We start from the raw sequence: 16,910 nt of genomic DNA, 5'->3' as shown, positions 1-16,910 counted from the left end.
CCATGCGGGTCCGGAATGTCGCTTTGGGCAGACGAAAGCGGAGGCCCCATCGGGGCCTCCGCCCTGCGTTTCGGCAGATCCTATTTCATATAGGATATATAATATAGGATTCGCGGTTGCTCATGGGCGCCTCCGCTTCACCGGTGCCGGATCAGAGGTCGTAGCGGGTTTTGAGGTGCCACCACCAGTCCCTGAGCATCCACTCGTCGAATTCGGTGATGGTCGGCGAGGAGCCGGCGTTCATGATGAAGCAGCACTGGCCCGTCGGGGTCCAGTCGTAGAAGTCGTCCAGCCCGAAGGTGTGGCCGAGCTCGTGCAGGTAGATCGTGATCTGCTCCTGATCGAGCGCGCCGGTGAAGTACTCCTGGCCCATGCGCTGGCCCCAGTCGCCGCCGGCGCCGCCGCCCATGCCGTCCGTGAGCCACAGGCTCTGGTCGTAATGATGGTCGGCTCCGCCGGGACAGTTCGAGTAGTCACCGTCCTGATTGAAGAATCGGCCGCAGTCCTCGGAGCACTGCGGCGCACCCTCGTTCATGTCCCCGATGTAGACGTCCACCGAGTCGTCGTCCCAATCGAGCAGGGCCCGATCGGTCGCGGCCCAGCCGACGACATTGACCTCGATGGTCTCGAACGGCCAGTCACTGAACCCGGCCATCTGGTCGAACCAGAGCTGGTACTGCTCGGCCAGCTTCGCCTCGATGCCGTCCCGCAGCTCGGCCGAGGCCTGCTGCGTCGAATCCCAGCGGACGCAGTAATTGATCGTCCCCCCGGTGGCCATGACCTGGTCCCAGCCGAAGTTCTGGAAGTCCATGTTGTAGGTGTCTTCGTAGTGCGCCCAGACCTCGTCGAGCGGCTGGACGAGCTCCGCGGGCGGGTTCCAATCCTCTTGGGCCGCACCGGCATCCGATCCGGTCGTTTCGGCCCCGGCGGAAGTCAGCGCAAAGGCGGTGGTGCCGAATGCGATGACGGTCGCGCCGATGGCCGCGAGGATGGTGCGCTTTCTATTGCGTCGCTTTGGGAGTGCCGGTCCCATATCGATTCCAATCTTGTCGCCGCGACCGGGACCGAAGCCCCGGCCGCGTGTGATATTCGCAATAGAAACGCTAGGCGGGTATGATCCTGGGCACAAGCCACTGATCGTGATCAGTCGGACACATCGGACTTCGGGCCTGGTCAACGGCCCCACTGGGGGAGTTTTCCGAAAACGCTAGGGGGTGTCTGGTGGTGCCACCGGCGGGAACGGGATCTCGGCGAGCACCGGGATCAGCTCGGTCTCTTCGTAGTCCAGGTGCGCGTGCAACCGGTCGGTCATCGACTCGAGCTCGGTGGCGAACGCGGCGGCGTCGAACAGCTCGATGTCCCCCACCAGCGCCGCGATCTCGTCCTTGAGGCGGTTCACCACCTTGTGCTCCTCGCGGAGCCGGTCGATGGGCTCCCGCAGGTGCGGGTGGTGCTCGGCCAGAGAGGGGAACACGCCGTTCTCCTCGCTGTCGTGGTGGAAGGTCAGGAACTCGCAGAACGTCAGGCAGTGCTGGCGCAGCTGGAGCCCGAGCCCGGGCTTCGGTGGCTCGGCGGACTCGGCCGCCGCGGCGAAGTGGGCGTCGGCCTCACTGCGAACCCGGTCCAACTGCTCGCGGAGCGCGTCGTGGATTTCAATGAGCTTGTCGCCCATATTGTCGATGGTCTTGGTTTCGTGCATAGGTATTGGTCTGACTCCATGAATAGGGTTCCGCGCACGCGGAAAGTATTGGGGGCGCGCCGAATCTGCATTCGGACGCGAAGCGACCGTCACGGGAGACGGCACCAGGCCGCATCCACTGGGGACGGTGGGTTCAGAGCTGTCGCGGCACGGGAGTTGATTCCCGGGGACAGAAGACGACGCGACTAAGGCGTCAGATGATGAGCGTGGAGTTTGACCTCATGACACGACCCTTCAGGTAATTGTGCTCGCCCGGCGCCCGACCTGCCTCGAATTTCTCGGTCGGCGCCACGTGGCACAGCGCCCATTAAATCATCCGCACCCGCGCCCCGCAAGGGTGAGCGCGGACACCGGCACGGACGCTCAGCCGGTGATGGCGTGGGCCATAGCGACGACGACCGGGCCCAGCAAGGGCAGCACCACATTGGAGAAGGCATAGACGATCGTATAGGCCATCAAGGGAGTCGCATTGCCCGCGGCCTGCTGGACGGCGGTCACGCCGGGCGTCGAGCACTGCTGTCCGGTGATCGCGCCGAGCGCCAGCGGCGCGGGCAGCTTCATGACCCTCCAGGCCACGAACAGCGAAATGCAGGCGGGAATCAGCGTCATGGCGACGCCGGCGATGGGCAGGCCCACGCCGAACTCCTTGACCAGCGAGACCGCCTCGGGCCCGGAGGACAGGCCGACCGCGCAGATGAACACGGCCAGGCCGAGCGTCTTGATGACGTCGGCCGCCCCCGAGTCGTACTGCCCGAAGGTGGGCCGCTTGGAGCGCAGCCACCCGAACAGCAGACCGGTGAGCAGGCAACCGCCGCCGGTGCCGAGCGTCAGCGGGATGTCGCCGATCTGCCAGACGAGCTGACCGACCAGGAAGCCCGCGACCACGCCGATCGAGATGAACACCAAGTCGATCCGCACCGACGGGTCGAGCCGGAAGCCCACCAGCGGAATGACGCGGCGCAGGTCGCGTCCGGACCCGGCCAGGCGCACCGTGTCGCCGTGCTGGATGACGGTCTGCGGCTCCACGGGCAGTTCGTGGTCGCCCCGCTGGATCTTCTGCAGGAACACGCCCTGCCGCTCCTCGGCGAAGTCGTGGCGGATGTCTCCGAGCGTGGTGGCCTTGTAGCCCTTGGCGGTGACCACGACCTCGGCCACGTCCAGGTCCATCTCCATGCGTTCCTCGACGGCGACCTCGTCGCCGATCTGGCTCGCGCCGCCCACCAGGACCTCGCGCCGGCCGACTACCAGGATCCTGTCCCCCTCCACAAGGATCAGTTCGTCGTCGAGGATCTGCTTCTGACGGCCCCGGTACACCGCTTCGACGGTGACATCCCCGTTGAATGATTCCTGGAGCGTGCCGACCGACTGGTCGGCGGCCGCGGTGACCTCGTACTCGCGTCCGACCACGCTCGGCGCCGCCGGAGTGGCGGTCTCCTCGTCCTCGGCGCCGCCCATCTTGCGCCACAGCTTCGTGGCCTCTTCGCGCAGGTTGATCCGCATGATCTGAGGGAAGATCTGGCTGGCGAGCAGCACGATCGTGATGAGCCCGCAGATGTAGGAGATCGAGTAGGCGGTGCCCACATTGTTCTGCAGCGTCTCGATCTCGCTCTGCGGCAGGTTGAGTCGGGCGATCGCGTCGGTCGCAGTGCCGACCGCCGCCGACTCGGTCGCCCCGCCGGCCAGCAGTCCGGCGGCGGTGCCGACGTCCAGGCCCATGATCACGATCGCGATGGCCGTGATGACCAGGACCGAGACGACCTCGATGACGGTGAACGTGCCGTACTTGAGGCTCTTGCGGTTGAGGCTCGCCACGAATGTCGGCCCGGAGATGTATCCGAGCGTGAAGATGAACAGGGCGAAGGCGATGGTCTTGACCTGGTCGTTGAGTTGGATTTCCCCGATCATGCCGATGAGGATCGCCACGACCAGCGTGCCCGCGACGCCGCCCAGGGAGATCTTCCAGATCCGGACCTTGCCCACGGCGAAGCCGAGGGCCAGGCACACGAACAGGGCGATCTCCGGGTTGGAGCGCAGTTCGTTCGCTATCCAGTCCATCGCCGTCTCCCCTATCCGCGGTTCGCGTATTCGGCCTGGTATTCGTCGCCGATGCGGCGAAGCCAGGACCCGATGGTGGTGTAGGCGTCCTTGGGCAGGTTCGCCATCGAGACGCGGACCGACCATTCGGGACCGCTGAAGCCGCCGCCGTTGAGCAGCACCACCGAGGCCTGCTCGGCGAGGCGGAAGATCGGGTCGGTCGGCTCGTAGGTCTCCCGCATCCAGTCCGCGAAGTCCTCCCCCAGGTGCTGACTGGCCCAACTGAGCAGGTCGAGCTCAATGTAGTAGCGGGCGGCGTCGGTATCGTCGGGCAGATCGACGTCGAGCGCCTCGGTGAGGGCCTGCATGCGGCGGGCGATGATGGCCTGGCAGTCCTTTCGGTACTGGTCCTCGGCGTCCATGAGGCAGTGCAGCGAGAACAGGGCCATCTGGACCTGCTGCGGGGTCGAGAGACCGGCGGTGTGGTTGAGCGCCACGTCCCGCGAGTCGGCCACGAGCCGGTCGACGAACTTCAGGTTCTCCGGCTCCAGCGAGATCGTGGAGTAGCGGCGGTTGAGTGCGACCTGGTGGTCCTGCGGCAGCGCGGCGATGGCCGGGTCGAAGATGTTGTTCCTGCCGACGGCGATGACGCCGAGGCGCCAACCGGTGCAGCCGAAGTACTTGGAGAAGGAGTAGACGCCGAGCGTATTGCGCGGGATGACGGACATGAGGGACTGGAAGCCGTCCACGAAGGTGCCGTACACGTCGTCGGTGATGATCACCAGGTTCGGGTTGTCGTCCTTGACGATCTGGGCGATCTGGTTCATGGTGTCGGGCGTGAGCTTCACCGACGGCGGGTTGGACGGGTTGACGCAGAACAGCGCCTTGATGCTCGGGTCGCGGAGCTTGTCGATCTCGGCCTCCGAGTACTGCCAGGCGTGGAAGCCGTTGTCGGTGAACTTGTCGGCCTTGAGCTCCACGACCTCGAAGTCGTAGCGGTCCAGATGCGGGATCTCCAGGTACGGCGTGAAGATCGGCGTCATGATCGCGATCTTGTCGCCCTTGGCGAGCAGGCCGTTGACCTGTGCCGAATCGAAGAGGTAGCACATCGCGGCGGTGCCGCCTTCGACCGCGAAGAGGTCCCAGCCGCCCTCGGGTGCGCCGCCCATCGCTTCTGCCAGGTAGGCATGGACGATCTTCTCGCAGTTCACGAGCATCCGGTCGGGCATCGGGTAGTGGTCGCCGACGACCGCGTCCGACAACTCGCCCACGAACTCGTCGGGGTCGAGCCCGAGTTTGCCGGTGGCCCAGGCGACCGAGGCCCGCAGCTGCGCGGCGCCGGGCGCGTCGGCGTTCTGGCCGAGGAAGCTGTCGAGCCGGGCGGCGATGCCGTCCTTCTGGGGCATGCCGCCGAGATCGGCGAACTCGTCCCAGTCGCGACGGCATTCCTCCACCGAGAACAGTCCGAGCTGGAAGAACGCCTCACGGGGCGAGGTCGCCGTCCAGTTGGGGTTGCCGCGACCGGCGTTGACCATCGCGATGGCCTCGCGCTTCTGGTTCGAGTCGGCGAGCTCGATGAGCTTGCCCTTGAGTTCGAACGGGCTGAGCGATTCGAGACGGCGCTGCTCGGCACGCCCGGTGTGCTGGTCGGACATTGTGAACTCCTTCGATCGGTCAGGCGAGGAAGGCCACGATGACCGCGCCCCAGCCAGGTGCGTAGCCGAGGAGCTTGGGGACGAGCGCGTCACTCGGTCGATTCCACACAGTGACCCCCGACTCACTCACTGCATTGGCTGTGAATCTAACCGATTTTTCCCTCTTGTACCCTGGTTTCCCTCGCGGGCGACCACCCTCTAGGTTGGTTCGATCAGGGGGTTCGGCCGAGCGGCGCGTTCCAGTTCAGTGTCGGACTTGAAAACTTTCTCCACAACATTGACAACACGCGAAGAATTCCGTCATTCTGGTCGGTGAACCGACCGGAAACGGCGGATGCCCGATCCGCACCCGGAACCGAATGCGAGGCGCAGTCACCCCCATGAGCAAGCTTTCGAAAGCCTGGCGTCTACTCGCGGCGGGCGCGACGCTGGCGCTGTCGGCCGCGCTGGTCGCCGCCGCGCCGAGCGGCGCCGCCGCCCAGGACGAGGACACCGACACCATCCGGATCGCCACCGATCAGGAAGTCGACACGTGGAACCCGTTCAAGGCGCGCTACGTCATCACCTACAACACCAACCTGATGACGTACGACACTCTCATTAGGATCGGCGCCGACGGCTACGAGCCGGTCCCCGGCCTGGCCACCGAGTGGACGGAGTCCGACGACGGTCTGACGTGGACGTTCACCATTCGCGAGGGTGCGACCTGGTCCGACGGCGAGCCGCTGACGGCGGCCGACGTGGCCTACACGTACAACCTCCTCATCGAGAACCAGGCCATTCGCGACTGGAACATCGACTTCGCCGGGAACCTGGTCAGCGCCGAGGCCCCCGACGACACCACGTTCGTGCTCACGCTCAAGGAAGCGGCCCCCGCCGAGGTCATCAACCGGGGCATCTACATCGTTCCCGAGCACATCTGGTCGACCTACCCCGACCCGTCGGCCGACGACGCCAACGACCAGCTCCCGCTGGTGGGCTCCGGCCCGTTCCGGGTGAGCGAGTACGAGACCGACGAGTTCATCCGCCTGGACGCCAACGAGAACTACTGGGACGGCGCGCCCGGCTTCGACGAGATCGTCTACGACTACTACTCCGAGCCCGACGCGGCCGTCGCCGCGCTGGAGACCGGCGAAGTGGACATCGTCGGCGCGCTCAACCCGGCGCAGGCCGAGGCCCTCGGCGAATACGACCACGTCACCGTCAACGACACCCAAGGCCGCCGGTACGTCTCGCTGACGATCAACCACGGCACCGTCACGCAGGACGGCGAGGAGTTCGGCGACGGGCACCCCGCCCTCAAGGACCCGGCGGTGCGGTTGGCCATGCACACCGCGATCGACAAGCAGGCGCTTGTGGACACCGTCCTGGACGGCAGCGGCACCCCCGCTACCTCGCTCATCCCCGCCATCTTCGAGCAGTGGCACTGGGACGGCGGGGAGGACCTGGTCGAATTCGACATCGACGAGGCCAACCGGATCCTCGACGAGGCCGGCTACGAGATGGGCGAGGACGGCATCCGCACGATGCCCGACTCGGACCAGAAGCTCAGCTTCCGCTTCTACCAGCACGCCGACAACACCGACTACGCCACCGTCGTGCAGTTCGTGTCCGAGTGGTGGAAGCAGATCGGCCTGGAGATCACTCCCGAGCCGATCGAGCAGACGGCCCTGAACGACCTGGCCTACCTGGGCGAGTTCGACGTGGCCTTCTCCGGCTGGGGCGTGGGCCCGAACCCGACCGAGCAGCTGGGCATGCACACCTGCGCGGTGCTGCCGACCCTGACCGACGGTTCGGAGCGGTCCAGCGAGAACTCCTACTGCAACGAGGAGTTCGACGCCCTGCACGAGCAGCAGAAGGTCGAGTCCGACCCCGACGCGCGCGCCGAGCTCGTCCGGCAGCAACAGCAGCTGCTCTACAGCGACAACCCCGTGATCTGGCTGTACTACCAGAACAATATGGAGGCCTACAACAGCGACAAGATCTCCGGCATGACCACCCAGCCGACCGACGGCATGGTCACCGGCCAGGAGGGCTTCATGTGGGCCTACCTCACCGCCCAGCCCGCAGCGGAGTCCGACGAAGGCGGCACCCCGATGTGGGTGTGGATCGCGGTGGGGGCCGCCGTCGTGGTCATCCTCGCCGCCGGAGGCTTCCTCCTCATGCGGCGCAGGAGCACCGCCGACGAACGAGAGTGATCGTCCTCAATGACCGATAGTCCGTCCTCCGGGGACGAGGCCTCGCAGGGGAACCCGGCCGTGCGCCACAAGCGCGCGGCCGGGCCCTCGGGCCGCATCTCCTCCGGATTCGCCCGCTACGTCCTCAAACACGCCGGGGGCGCCGCGGTCTCGCTGCTGCTGGTGCTGTTCTCCTCGTTCTTCATCTTCCGCCTCGTCGGCGGCGACCCGATCGACCAGCTCACCAGCGAACGGCCGGTCAGCCCCGAACAGCGCGCGGCCATGCGGGCCGAACTCGGGCTCGACAAGCCGATGTGGAACCAGTTCACCGACTACATCACCGGGACGCTTACCGGGGACCTGGGCGAATCGTTCCAGTACCGGCGCCCCATCCTGGAGCTCATGCTCGAACGGCTCCCGGCGACGCTGCTCCTGTCGGGCACCGGCATGGTGCTGGCCGTGGCCCTCGGATTCTGGATCGGCGCCCGCTCCGGGTGGAAGCCGGGCAGCCGGTTCGACCGCACCCAGGTGGGGACGAGCCTGCTGCTGTATTCGACGCCCACATTCTGGCTCGGCATGATCATCATCCTGGTCTTCGCGAGGTACCTGCGCCTGTTCCCGGTCAACGGGATGCGTTCGTCGAGCACGCCGCCGGAGCTATGGCCGCAGGCGCTCGACATCGCCCACCACCTGGTCCTGCCGGTGCTCACCTATACCGCGGTGGTGTACGCGGGATACCTCCTGGTGATGCGATCATCCATTCTGGATGAAGTCGGCGCCGACTACCTGACCACCGCCCGCGCCAAGGGATTGCGCGACGACGACGTCCGTCGCAAGCACGCCGTGCCCAACGCGCTGCTGCCGTCGGTGACGCTCGTCTTCCTGGCGCTCGGCAACGTCGTCAACGGCTCGATCGTGACCGAGGCGGTCTTCAGCTGGCCCGGACTCGGGAGCATGTTCGTCCACGCGATCTTCTATCCCGACCGGCCGGTCCTCCAGGCCCTGTTCGTGCTGTTCTCCGCCTCCACGATCATCGCCGTGTTCTGCGCGGAGATCCTCTACTGGTTCATCGACCCGAGAATCCGGCGATCGTCATGAGGCGGGGAATGAGTACCGACGCTAAGACCCTCTCTCCGCGCGCCGTCACCTGGGCGCGCCGCAGGCAGGCCACCCGGCGGGCGTGGGACGCCTACCGTGTCCAGCGCTCCGGGATGGTCGGACTGGTGCTGCTCGGCGCCATCGTCCTGTTGGCCATTGCCGCACCGCTCCTGGTGTCCCCCGCGGACCTGAGCGTCACCCAGGCCACCGGCGGGCGCATGGACCCGCCCAGCGCCGGCTTCCCGCTCGGCACCGACACGAACGGACGGTCGGTTCTGGCGCTGGTCCTGTGGGGCTCGCGCCTGTCCCTGGTGATCGGGCTGACCGCCACGGTCGTCGCCATCGTCATCGGCACGCTGCTCGGCCTCACCAGCGGTTACTACGGCGGCTGGTACGGCTGGTTCACGCTGCGCTTCTCCGACTGGTTCATGGTGCTGCCCAGCCTGGTCGTGGCAATCGCACTGCTGGCCGTCATGGGCCGGAGCGTCGTCACCACCATCGTCGTCATCGCGATCGTCTCCTGGTCGGGCACCACCCGCTTGGTGCGAGCCCAGACCCTGACGGTCAAGTCCCGGCCCTACCTGGAGCGGGCCCGCGCCCTCGGCGCCGGAGACTGGCACCAGATGACCAAGCACCTGCTCCCCAACGTCCTGCCGCTGGTCCTGGCCAGCGCGACGCTGCTGGTCCCCTCAGCGATCCTCATGGAGTCGACCCTGGCGTGGCTGGGTCTGGGCGACCCGACCGTGATCTCGTGGGGCTCGATTCTCAACGAGGCCTCGAACCAGGGTGCCGTCTCGGCTCGCGCCTGGTGGTATCTGCTGCCTCCGGGCCTGGCGATCCTATTGGTGGTGCTGTCGTTCATGATGTGCGGCCGGGCGCTCGAGGCGGTCTTCAATCCCCGATTGCGAGGCGAGTCGTCATGACGCTCTTGGAGATCCGCGACCTGAACGTGACGTATTCGGGTTCGAGGGGCAAGGTCCCGGCGGTGCGCGGGGTGAACCTGGCGCTGGAGGCGGGGCAGACGATCGGCATTGCCGGGGAGTCCGGCTGCGGGAAGTCGACGTTGGCGATGGCGGTGCTGCGGCTGTTGCCGCGCAGCGCGAGGGTCACCGGGGAGATTCTGCTCGACGGCGAGGACGTGCTCACGATGGGCTGGGGCCGGCTGCGGGCGGTGCGCTGGGTCGGCGCCTCGATCGTGTTCCAGGGCGCGATGCACTCGCTCAATGCGGTGCACCGGATCGGGCGGCAGGTCGCCGAGCCGATCCTGTTGCACGAGAAGGTGTCGGAGCGCGAGGCGATGAAGCGGGCCGAGGAGCTGCTGGACCGGGTCGGGTTGCCTCCGTCGCGCATGCGGGCGTACCCGCACGAGTTGTCGGGCGGCCAACGCCAGCGGGTCATGATCGCGATGGCGCTGGCGTGCGACCCGGATCTGGTCATCGCGGACGAGGCCACCACGGCGCTGGACGTGATGGTGCAGGCGCAGGTGCTGCGGCTGATCTCAGGGCTGGTGGCCGAGCGGGGCGTCGGCCTCGTCATGATCAGCCATGACCTGTCGGTGCTGTCGTCCACGTGCGACCGGGTCGCGGTCATGTACGCGGGGCGCGTGGTGGAGACCGGCCCGGCTCACGAGTTGTTCACCTCGGCGCGCCACCCGTATTCGGCGGCGCTGGGCGCGGCGTTCCCGGTGATCGGGGACGCGGCGGCGCGGCTGCGCCCGGCGGGGCTCGCGGGTGATCCTCCAGATCCTGCCGATCTGCCGCGGGGGTGTGAGTTCCGGCCGCGGTGCGTGGTGGCGGTGGAGCACTGCTCGAAGGAGACTCCCGCTCTGAAGCCGGTGCCGGGGGACGCGGGCCGGCTGAGTGCCTGTTTCGTCGCACAGGATGGGAGGCCCGTTGTCGCCTGAGGATGAAGGAGGTCGGCGATTGTCCGCACAGCTGCTGTCGGCGCGGGATCTGCGCGTGGAGTTCGGTTTGCCCGGCGGGCGGGTGGCGCGGGCGGTCGACGGGGTCGACCTGGATGTGGCGCCGGGTGAGATCGTGGCGCTGGCCGGGGAGTCCGGTTGCGGCAAGACGACGTTGGCGCGCACGCTGCTGGGTCTGGAGCGGGCCACGGGCGGCGAGGTCTCGTTCGGCGGGGTGCCGCTGAGCCACAAGTCCAAGGCGCTCAAGGCCTACCGTCGGCGCGTGCAGCTGATCCTGCAGGATCCGACGGGGGCGCTGAATCCGCGCCACACCGTCTATGACGCGGTGGCCGAGGGGCTGCGCATCCACGGGATCACCGGCAACGAGACCGAGCGGGTCTCGGAGGCGCTCGCGCGGGCGGGGCTGCGCCCGCCGGAGCGGTTCTTCCTGTCGTATCCGCATGAGCTGTCGGGCGGGCAGCGCCAGCGGGTGGTCATCGCCGGGGCGCTGGTGCTCCACCCGCACATCATCGTCGCGGACGAGCCGGTCGCGAGCCTGGACGCGTCGGTGCGCGGGGAGATCCTGGCGCTGCTGCTGCGGTTGAAGGAGGAGATGGACTTGGGCGCCTTGGTGATCACGCACGATCTGGGCCTGGCGTGGAGCATCGCCGACCGGATCGCGATCATGTATCTGGGGCGGATCGTGGAGCAGGGCACGGTCGAGCAGGTCCTGACCGACCCGCGGCACCCGTATACGCAGGCGCTGGTGTCGGTCCTGCCAGGGTCGTTGCAGAAGGCACAGTCGCCGGTGCGCGAGCCGATCGTGCTGACCGGGGAACTGCCCGACGCCGCGAATATTCCGGGCGGGTGCCGCTTCAGACCTCGCTGCCAGGAGTTCTCCTCGGGTCGGGCCGCCGCGGTGGCGGCCCGGTGTCAACATGAGGACCTGGAGGTGATGGGCGCCCAGACTGTGGATCATGCTGTGGCGTGCCATCTGCATCGACTGCAGGTCAAGGAGGCCGCATGAGGATTCTCATCAGCGCTGATATGGAGGGCGCGACCGGTGTGACGGGCCCGGACGATGTGCTGCCGGGTACGGCGCAGTGGGAGCGGATGCGCCCGCTGTTCACCGGTGACGTGAACGCCGTCATCGAGGGGCTGCACGCCATGAACAGCCGGGCGAAGTTCGTCGTCAATGAGGCGCATTGGACGATGCGGAATCTCCTGCTCGAGGAGCTCGACGGCCGGGCGTCGATGATCACCGGGCGGCACAAGGCGCTGTCTATGATGGAGGGTGTGCAGTACGGCGACGTCGACGGGGTGGTCTTCCTGGGTTACCACGCGGGGGCCGGGACCGAGGGCGTGCTCGCGCACACCTACCTGGCGAACTCGATCACCGGGGTGTGGCTCGACTGGGTGCGCGCGAGCGAGGGCCGCCTGAACGCGGCGCTGGCCGCCGAGTACGGCGTCCCGGTGATCATGGTGACCGGCGACGACAAGACCATCGAGGACGCGAAGGACTATGCGCCCCAGGCGGTCGGCGTGATCGTCAAGGAGTGCGTCTCGCGCTATGCCGCCCGCTGCCTCACGCCGGGGGCGTCGAGCCGGGCCATCGCAGATGGCGCGTCCGAGGCCGTCGCGCAGGCGGTGCGGCACGACCCGGTGGTCCGCCCGCACCGCATCGACATCGAGTTCGACGCGAGTCACCTGGCGGAGGCGGTCACCGTCATTCCGGGGGTCGAGCCGGGCGGGGAGCGGCGCGTGACCTTCGAGGCGCCGACTATGTACGAGGCCATCCGGTGCTTCAAGGCCGTCACCACGATCGCCTCGGCGGCAATGGAGGAGCAGTATGGCTGAGCCGGGCACCGGCGAGCACGGCATCGACGAGCAGGCGCTCGACGAGGTCGTGCGGTTCACGTCCGAGCTCATCCGCATCGACACCACCAATCACGGCGGCGGGGACGGGAACGAGCGAGCGGCCGCCGAGTACGCGGCCGCGCACCTGGCCGAGGCCGGTCTGGACCCGGTGATCCTGGAGAAGGCCCCGGGCCGATCCAATGTGGTCGCCCGCATCGCCGGGACCGACCCGGGCGCGGACGCGCTGCTCGTCCACGGGCACCTCGACGTCGTGCCCGCCGAGGCCTCGGACTGGAGCGTCGACCCGTTCTCCGGGGAGATCCGCGACGGGATCGTCTGGGGCCGCGGGGCCCTGGACATGAAGAGCATGGACGCGATGGTGCTCGCGACGGTCCGGGCCTGGGCTCGGGCCGGGGTGCGCCCGAGGCGCGACATAGTCATCGCGTTCACCGCCGACGAGGAGGCCAGCGCCGAGTACGGAGCGGGCTTCCTTGCCGAGGAGCACGCCGGGCTGTTCGAGGGCTGCACCGAGGGCATCTCCGAATCGGGCGGCTTCACCTTCCACGGCGGATCGGGCCTGCGGATCTATCCGATCGGGGCGGGCGAGCGCGGTACCGCGTGGCTGCGGCTGTCGGCTCGGGGCCGGGCCGGCCACGGTTCGAAGGCGAACCCGCGCAATGCCGTCACCATGCTGGCGGGGGCCGTGGCCCGGATCGGCGCGCACCGGTGGCCGGTGCGGCTGGTCCCGACGGTGCGGGCGGCGCTGACCGAGCTCGCGGCCGTCTACGGCGCCGAGGCGGATCTGGACGATGTCGACGGGCTGCTGGTGAAGCTGGGCCCCGCGGCGCAACTGGTCGAGTCGACGCTGCGCAATAGCGCGAACCCGACGGCGCTGGAGGCCGGCTACAAGGTCAATGTGATCCCCGAACACGCTGCGGCGCAGGTGGACGGGCGGATGCTGCCGGGCTATGAGGACGAGTTCTGCAGGGTGATGGACGAGCTGTGCGGACCCGACGTGGCCTGGGAGTTCCAGCACCGCACCGAGCCGCTGGGCGCGCCGGTCGACTCGCCGACGTTCGCGGCCATGCGGGCTGCGGTGCTCGAGTTCGATCCCGAGGGCCACGTCGTCCCCTACTGCATGTCCGGCGGCACCGACGCGAAGCAGTTCTCCCGCCTGGGAATCACCGGGTACGGCTTCTCGCCGCTGCGTCTGCCCGCCGAGTTCGGTTACGGGAAACTCGCGCACGGCGTGGACGAGCGGGTCCCCGTCGACGGACTGCAATTCGGGGTGCGGGTACTCGACGCCTTCCTCAAGAGGGCATAGGCAATGCGCGGCAACGACGAACGATGAAGGAACCAATATGGACCAGAAGCGACTGCCCTACGGCACCTGGGATTCGCCCATCACCGTCGACCTGGTCGCCGAGGGCGACGGCAGCCCCGCGCACCTGGGCATGGTCGGTCAGGAGCTGTGGTGGACCGAGCCGCGCCCGGCCGAGGGCGGGCGGCGGGCGCTGATCCGCCGCCGCCCCGACGGGTCCACCGAGTCGGTCCTCCCCGAGCCGTGGAATCCGCGCAACCGCGTCCTGGAGTACGGCGGTACCCCGTGGGTGGGGACCATGACCGAATCGGGCCCGCTCATCGTGTTCTCCAACTACGCCGACCAGCGGCTCTACCGGTTCGAGCCGGATTCGGGGCGCGCCCCCGAGCCGCTGACGCCCTCGCCGCGCTTCCCCGCGGGGCTGCGCTGGTGCGACATGGTGATCGACGAGGGGCGCGGCGAGGTCTGGGCGGTCGTGGAGGACTTCCTCGGGGAGCGGCCGACCGAGCTGCGGCGGCTCATCGCGGCCGTCCCGCTGGACGGCTCGGCCGTCGCCGACCGGACGGCGGTCCGCCCGCTCACGTCCGACGAGTACCGCTTCACCACCGGCCCCAGGGTCAGCGCCGACGGGAAGCGGGCCGCGTGGATCGTGTGGAACCACCCGAACATGCCTTGGGACGAAACGGAACTGCGCGTCGCCGAGATCACCGACTCCGGCGCCTTCAGCGGCGAGCGGACCATCGCGGGCGGCGACGGGGAGTCCATCGTCCAGGTCGAATGGGCCCCGGACGGAACGCTGGTGTTCGCCGGCGACCGGACGGGCTGGTGGAACCTGCACCGCATCGACCCCGACAGCGGCGAGACCGGGCCCTTCTTCGAACGCTCCACTCAGGAGGCCGAATACGGCGGCCCGATGTGGACGCTGGGGAAACGGTGGTTCCAGCTCCTCCCCCGCGGCGAGTTCGCCGCGATCCACGGCAAGGGCGAGAGCCGGCTCGGATTCTTCGACGGCTGGGCGGGCGGGTCGACGGACTACGCGCCGGGGCCGTGGACCGACTGGACGGGCATCATCGCCAACGACGACTGGGTTTACGCCCTGGGCGCGAGCCCGTCCTCGGGGTACGAGATCGTCTCGTACGACTCGCTCGCCGGCGAGGTCGACGGCGTATTTACCGAGCACGTCGACAAGGTCGATCCCACCTACTACCCGGTACCCGAGCACCGCACCTTCGCCGGGCCGAACGGGCGCGAGGTCCACGCCCACGTCTATCCCCCGCGCAATCCCGATTTCGCCGCGCCCGAAGGCGAACTGCCGCCGTACGTGATCTGGGTGCACGGCGGCCCGACCAGCCACGTGCGGGCCGTGCTCGATCTCGAACTGGCCTACTTCACTTCGCGCGGCATCGGCGTCGCCGAGGTCAACTACGGCGGCTCCACCGGCTACGGGCGCGAGTACCGCAATCGGCTGCGCGAGCAGTGGGGCGTGGTCGACGTCGAGGACTGCGCGGCCGTGGCGCGGGCCCTGGCCGACGAGGGCACCGCCGATCGGGCGCGCCTGGCGATCCGGGGCGGCAGCGCCGGCGGCTGGACGGCGGCGGCGTCGCTGACTTCGCCCGCATCCGAACGGCTCTACGCCTGCGCGACGATCAAGTACCCCATCCTGGACCTGTCGAACTGGAGGGGCGACAAGACCCACGACTTCGAGTCGCAGTACCTCGAATCGCTCATCGGTCCGAGCCTGAAGGTGCCGGGGCGCTACCGGGAGCGCTCGCCGGTCAACCACGCCGAGCGCATCACCGCCCCGTTCATCCTGCTGCAGGGCCTGGAGGATGCCATCTGCCCGCCCTCGCAGAGCGAGAAGCTGCTGGCGGCGGTCGAGGGCAAGGGCATCCCGCACGCCTACCGGACCTACGAGGGCGAGCAGCACGGCTTCCGGAAGGCTTCGACCATCATGGACGCGGTCCTCGCCGAGCACGCGCTCTACGCCCAGGTCTTCGGATTCGAGGGCCCCGAGCGCTTCGAACTGGAGCTGGAGGGGTGATGGAGCCCCTGCGCCGGCCCAGGCGCCTCGTCGCCGGAGACCGGGTCGCGGTCGTCGCCCCGAGCGGGCCCTTTCCGCCCGAGGATCTCGAGGCGGGGATGGCGGTCCTGCGCAGCTGGGGCCTCGAGCCCGAGGCCATGCCGCACGCCCTCGAACGCCATGCGGCGCTGTCATATCTGGCGGGCGGGGACCGGGAGCGGGCCGAGGACTTCCAGGCCGCGTGGAGCGATCCCGCATACGCCGCCGTCATTTCGGCTCGGGGCGGCTACGGGACGCAGCGCATGCTCGACCTGGTCGACTGGTCGGCCATGGCACCGGCGGAGCCGAAGCCGTACATCGGATTCAGCGACGCCACGGCCCTGCACGAGGCGATCGCCCTCCGCTTGGGAGTGTCCACGCTCCACGGCCCGATGCCCGCGTGGCGGAAGTTCATCGCGAACGCCGAGAGCCAGGAGCACTTGCGGCGCACGCTCTTCGAGCCCGAGCTGACCCAGAAGCTGACCCCGGCCTCGGCGCGGACCCTGGTGCCCGGGCAGGCCTCCGGCGTCACCTTCGGCGGCTGCATCAGCCTCCTCGCCGCTGGCATCGGCACCGCCGAATCCCGCCTGAACGTCGAGGGCGGCATCCTGCTGCTGGAGGAGATCGAGGAGGCCGGGTACCGGCTCGACCGCTACCTGACCCAGATGCGGCGCGCCGGTTGGTTCGACGGCGTCAGGGGCATCGCCCTCGGGTCCTGGGTGGACTGCGGCCCGTATGAAGAGATCCGCGCGACCCTCCTCGACCGCCTGGGAGACCTGGGCGTCCCGGTGGTCGAGGACTTCGGCTTCGGGCACTGCATCCCATCCCTCACGATCCCGCTCGGCCTCAAGGCGACCCTCGACGCCGACGCCGGGACGCTCCAATTCGACACGCCCGCCCTTTACTTACCGTTATCGATTCTTCACCTGAATCCGTGTCGCGCATCTTGCCTTCCCTTGGCGATTCCTGCCAGGATGGTCCGAAGGGGTCATAACCGCCCCGGGGACGTCACCCATCGCCTCCCGACCCCTTACAGGTTGGAACCCCGGCGACGCCGACGCGTAACTGGCAACCTACTTGAAGTACCGCTGTTGCCATTACCGCGTCGCA

12 protein-coding genes and 1 pseudogene are annotated in these 16,910 nt (G+C 68.3%); 9 read left to right on the top strand and 4 right to left on the bottom strand.

The window, feature by feature from the left end:
* Nucleotides 1–151 precede the first annotated feature (151 nt).
* From FAB82_RS26665 to FAB82_RS26650, 4 genes are all read right to left on the bottom strand, one after another.
* A complete protein-coding gene (locus FAB82_RS26665; protein ID WP_136537624.1) occupies nt 152–1,033 on the bottom strand; it encodes a hypothetical protein in 882 nt (293 codons plus the stop codon).
* A gap of 174 nt (nt 1,034–1,207) precedes the next feature.
* Nucleotides 1,208–1,699, bottom strand: a complete 492-nt coding sequence (locus FAB82_RS26660; RefSeq protein WP_136537623.1) for a hemerythrin domain-containing protein — start codon at nt 1,697–1,699, stop codon at nt 1,208–1,210.
* A 363-nt stretch (nt 1,700–2,062) separates the two neighbouring features.
* Nucleotides 2,063–3,754, bottom strand: coding sequence for an aspartate-alanine antiporter (aspT, locus tag FAB82_RS26655; RefSeq protein WP_136537622.1), 1,692 nt, complete (start codon nt 3,752–3,754; stop codon nt 2,063–2,065).
* 11 nt (nt 3,755–3,765) lie between these two features.
* Nucleotides 3,766–5,388, bottom strand: coding sequence for a bifunctional aspartate transaminase/aspartate 4-decarboxylase (locus tag FAB82_RS26650; protein WP_136537621.1), 1,623 nt, complete (start codon nt 5,386–5,388; stop codon nt 3,766–3,768).
* 380 nt (nt 5,389–5,768) lie between these two features.
* Here FAB82_RS26650 and FAB82_RS26645 point away from each other — a divergent pair, with 380 nt between their 5' ends.
* The 9 genes and pseudogenes from FAB82_RS26645 to FAB82_RS26605 all read left to right on the top strand — a co-directional run.
* Nucleotides 5,769–7,586: an ABC transporter substrate-binding protein gene (locus FAB82_RS26645; protein ID WP_168801799.1), complete on the top strand. Its 1,818-nt coding sequence runs from the start codon at nt 5,769–5,771 to the stop codon at nt 7,584–7,586.
* Between the two features lie 9 nt (nt 7,587–7,595).
* Entirely contained in the window at nt 7,596–8,663 is a 1,068-nt protein-coding gene (locus tag FAB82_RS26640) for an ABC transporter permease (protein WP_136537619.1), read from the top strand.
* 8 nt (nt 8,664–8,671) lie between these two features.
* Entirely contained in the window at nt 8,672–9,586 is a 915-nt protein-coding gene (locus FAB82_RS26635; protein WP_136537618.1) for an ABC transporter permease, read from the top strand.
* Nucleotides 9,583–10,566 (top strand): ABC transporter ATP-binding protein, encoded by a 984-nt coding sequence (locus FAB82_RS26630; RefSeq protein ID WP_136537617.1) that lies wholly within the window; start codon nt 9,583–9,585, stop codon nt 10,564–10,566. The genes FAB82_RS26635 and FAB82_RS26630 overlap by 4 nt, the downstream gene beginning before the upstream one ends.
* A complete protein-coding gene (locus FAB82_RS26625; protein ID WP_136537616.1) occupies nt 10,544–11,590 on the top strand; it encodes an ABC transporter ATP-binding protein in 1,047 nt (348 codons plus the stop codon). The genes FAB82_RS26630 and FAB82_RS26625 overlap by 23 nt, the downstream gene beginning before the upstream one ends.
* Nucleotides 11,587–12,420, top strand: a complete 834-nt coding sequence (locus tag FAB82_RS26620) for a M55 family metallopeptidase (RefSeq protein WP_136537615.1) — start codon at nt 11,587–11,589, stop codon at nt 12,418–12,420. The genes FAB82_RS26625 and FAB82_RS26620 overlap by 4 nt, the downstream gene beginning before the upstream one ends.
* Complete coding sequence (locus FAB82_RS26615) at nt 12,413–13,744, top strand: M20/M25/M40 family metallo-hydrolase (protein ID WP_136537614.1); 1,332 nt, start codon at nt 12,413–12,415, stop codon at nt 13,742–13,744. Before FAB82_RS26620 ends, FAB82_RS26615 begins: the two co-directional genes overlap by 8 nt.
* 37 nt (nt 13,745–13,781) lie before the next feature.
* A complete protein-coding gene (locus FAB82_RS26610; RefSeq protein ID WP_136537613.1) occupies nt 13,782–15,782 on the top strand; it encodes an LpqB family beta-propeller domain-containing protein in 2,001 nt (666 codons plus the stop codon).
* Nucleotides 15,782–16,702 (top strand): annotated as a pseudogene (locus FAB82_RS26605) (S66 peptidase family protein); the annotation flags it as partial. The gene FAB82_RS26610 and the pseudogene FAB82_RS26605, both read left to right, overlap by 1 nt.
* Nucleotides 16,703–16,910: the final 208 nt, after the last annotated feature.

Origin of the sequence: Glycomyces buryatensis (assembly GCF_004912275.1) — a bacterium.
Lineage (GTDB): Bacteria > Actinomycetota > Actinomycetes > Mycobacteriales > Micromonosporaceae > Glycomyces > Glycomyces buryatensis.
The sequence above is the reverse complement of the archived record's forward strand: the minus strand, read 5'-3'. Positions and strand labels throughout refer to the sequence as shown.

Excerpts from the sequence above, each read along its gene's own strand:
- FAB82_RS26625 (WP_136537616.1), top strand. The coding sequence starts at position 10,544 with ATGGGAGGCCCGTTGTCGCCTGAGGATGAAGGAGGTCGGCGATTGTCC.
- FAB82_RS26620 (WP_136537615.1), top strand. The coding sequence starts at position 11,587 with ATGAGGATTCTCATCAGCGCTGATATGGAGGGCGCGACCGGTGTGACG.
- FAB82_RS26660 (WP_136537623.1), bottom strand. The coding sequence starts at position 1,699 with ATGCACGAAACCAAGACCATCGACAATATGGGCGACAAGCTCATTGAA.
- FAB82_RS26645 (WP_168801799.1), top strand. The coding sequence starts at position 5,769 with ATGAGCAAGCTTTCGAAAGCCTGGCGTCTACTCGCGGCGGGCGCGACG.
- FAB82_RS26615 (WP_136537614.1), top strand. The coding sequence starts at position 12,413 with ATGGCTGAGCCGGGCACCGGCGAGCACGGCATCGACGAGCAGGCGCTC.
- FAB82_RS26630 (WP_136537617.1), top strand. The coding sequence starts at position 9,583 with ATGACGCTCTTGGAGATCCGCGACCTGAACGTGACGTATTCGGGTTCG.
- FAB82_RS26665 (WP_136537624.1), bottom strand. The coding sequence starts at position 1,033 with ATGGGACCGGCACTCCCAAAGCGACGCAATAGAAAGCGCACCATCCTC.
- aspT (WP_136537622.1), bottom strand. The coding sequence starts at position 3,754 with ATGGACTGGATAGCGAACGAACTGCGCTCCAACCCGGAGATCGCCCTG.
- FAB82_RS26640 (WP_136537619.1), top strand. The coding sequence starts at position 7,596 with ATGACCGATAGTCCGTCCTCCGGGGACGAGGCCTCGCAGGGGAACCCG.
- FAB82_RS26610 (WP_136537613.1), top strand. The coding sequence starts at position 13,782 with ATGGACCAGAAGCGACTGCCCTACGGCACCTGGGATTCGCCCATCACC.
- FAB82_RS26635 (WP_136537618.1), top strand. The coding sequence starts at position 8,672 with ATGAGTACCGACGCTAAGACCCTCTCTCCGCGCGCCGTCACCTGGGCG.
- FAB82_RS26650 (WP_136537621.1), bottom strand. The coding sequence starts at position 5,388 with ATGTCCGACCAGCACACCGGGCGTGCCGAGCAGCGCCGTCTCGAATCG.